The organism is Mycobacterium sp. (assembly GCF_035653355.1).
GTDB lineage: Bacteria > Actinomycetota > Actinomycetes > Mycobacteriales > Mycobacteriaceae > Mycobacterium.
The window spans coordinates 1-2,278 of record NZ_DASRBZ010000564.1 but is presented as its reverse complement, the minus strand read 5'-3'; the positions used below and the strand labels follow the sequence as shown (position 1 = coordinate 2,278).

At 65.2% G+C, this 2,278-nt stretch carries 3 protein-coding genes; 2 read left to right on the top strand and 1 reads right to left on the bottom strand.

The genetic code is table 11. The features are described 5' to 3' along the window. Window positions 1–346, bottom strand: a 346-nt coding sequence (locus VFA16_RS19465) for a hemolysin III family protein (protein WP_324969395.1), incomplete at its 3' end; no start/stop codon positions are given. A 540-nt stretch (window positions 347–886) separates the two neighbouring features. Here VFA16_RS19465 and VFA16_RS19460 point away from each other — a divergent pair. Next, on the top strand, window positions 887–1,432 hold the full coding sequence (locus VFA16_RS19460) for a DUF1345 domain-containing protein (RefSeq protein WP_324969394.1): 546 nt from the start codon (window positions 887–889) through the stop codon (window positions 1,430–1,432). Between the two features lie 369 nt (window positions 1,433–1,801). Then, window positions 1,802–2,065 (top strand): hypothetical protein, encoded by a 264-nt coding sequence (locus VFA16_RS19455; RefSeq protein WP_324969393.1) that lies wholly within the window; start codon window positions 1,802–1,804, stop codon window positions 2,063–2,065. Window positions 2,066–2,278 lie beyond the last annotated feature (213 nt).

Here is a 2,278-nt window from a genome sequence, read left to right as displayed (position 1 = left end):
TGTAGGTGCCGGCGATCAGCGCGTAGATCATCGTGTGATCAAGCCGACCGATCCAGCGTGCCGCAGCGGGCGTCCACGACAGCCGATGGAACAGGCTGCTGACCCCAAACATCGCCGTAACGCTCGCCGCGAACGCGATCGCAGCACCCCGTGCGGTCCCGCCGTGCGCTGACACCCCGAGGGCTACACCCAGCGGAATCGCCGCGACAAACGCCAGCTGATGAGAAACGCCGCGCAACCGCGGCCGTGGCCCACCCTCACATGTTCTCGGACCGCCTGACACGGCAAAACCCTGTTTGTCGTCGTCGATCTCACCTCCCGGCACTTGAACGTCGCCGCTGTCCATTCAGGACCAGCCGTGTCGCTTGAAGAGCCCGATCAGGATCGGGCGCACAACGAGACTCGAGACCGACGCTCCCGCGACGAACTCCTGCGGGCTAAGCGGTGGGAGCCGCAGCCATTCTGTCGAGCGGCTGAGGACGGGCTTTCGCGGCCGATCTGAAGCATGCTCACTTAACAAGAGTGCCAGCACCTCAGCGCCTCCGTCCCTGTACCGGACCTTCATCACGACGTCCTCGTTTCCCGATCGATTCGCGCCGACACCCCACAGCTTCTGCACTTCGTCGCCTGGCGCCGTCGTTTCCGGGTACGACGGTGTGTCCGTCGGCGCTGTCCGACGGTCGGCGCACTGTGGTGCCGGTAGATGACTGAAGGTACGCGTCCCTCTGTCGGTGCGGGCTCTGGGTTGGAGCGCTTGCACGCGGCGGCACGCGAGGCACGTGACGATGCGGCGCCGTTCGCCTTGGTTGCGGCTGCGATCCTGATCGCGCTAGCGCTTGCAGCCAAGCACGCGCACTGGGAATCGCTCGGACATTCGCTGTGGTGGATGTGGCTGGTCGTTGCGGCGCCGTATGTTTGCCTCTCGGCAACGTTGCTGTTCGGCCTGAGCCAGCTCGTCCGCCGCGACCATCGGCGAGAGATCGTGATCGGCCTGCTGGCAGTAGTCTGGGTCTTCAACGTCCTCGGCCTGGTTGTCCTAGTTGCCTCATTGATCGCGCACTCGGCGAGCCAGATCACAGGGGCTCAGCTCCTTGCAAGCGGCGGCGCCGTCTGGTTCACCAACACCGTCGCGTTCGGTCTCGCCTTCTGGGAACTGGATTGCGGCGGCCCCGTCGCACGGGCGCTCTCGACGACCACTCGCAAACCAGACTTCCAGTTCCCCCAGGACGAGAACCCCCAGCTTGCACGCCACGGCTGGGCGCCACGCCTCTGGGACTACTTCTACATCTCGCTGACAAACGCAATCGCGTTCAGCCCGACCGATGCGATGCCGCTGACACGGCCAGCGAAAGCGCTCATGGCCGCCGAATCGATTCTCTCCGTCGTCACCGTGCTACTCGTCGCCGCACGAGCGGTCAACATCCTCGTCTAGATCTAGCGTCGAGCAACCGCCGGGCAGGCGACATCCGACCGCGGGGACAGCGATCCCAACGCCCAAGCGGTGGTTAAAGCGCTTGAACCAGCTCGGGGTAAGGGTGATACAAGGTCGTCTTTCGATCGCACGGAAGCCAAGCCGCCGGCTCGCAGGGGTGCGACCGCTCCCACCGCTGTCGCCGACCGCTACAGACACGAGATCAAGTTCGGCGAGCTCGCACCCGATCGTCCGGGCTGCAGCCGTCGCGCCGCTGCGGCTACGTCTGTTCGGTTGACGGTGAGAGCTGCTACGGTCAGCGTTCAGCGACATGCTCTCCGACCTCTTTGACCTCTCGGCCATGGCGGCCTGAGGGCAGGGAGGGGAGCTATGGATCCCCAGGCACCCAGGTACGGCGACCCGGATCGCCTGCGGCCGATCGCGAGTCCGGTTGAGGTGGAGATGCGGCTCCGGCGACCGATCGCAAGCGAGCGTGAGGCAGAATTGCGGCGCGCGATGATCGCGGCCAACGCCGCGTGTCTACGCCTGGTCGAGCACTTGGACGTTGACGAACTCGAGCAGCTCGGTCTGGCCGTGCGTGTCCAGGAAGTGTGCGACCTGCTGTCGGCCGATATGAGCCGCTACGCGGGCTAGCCCGCCTCTTTCGATCGAAGACACGGAGAGTAAACCCGGTCGTGGCGGGACGTTCTCGTAAGCGCGTGGGGTGCAAGAACTCGATCGTCACGCGGCGGCGGGTTCGTATTCGTGAATCAGACCGCCGAGCAGGTCGCGCCGGTCGACCTGGAGTGAGTAGGGCGTCGCCGCCGCTGTGATAGGTGGACTGATCGTCGGGTTGGGCGGTTTCAG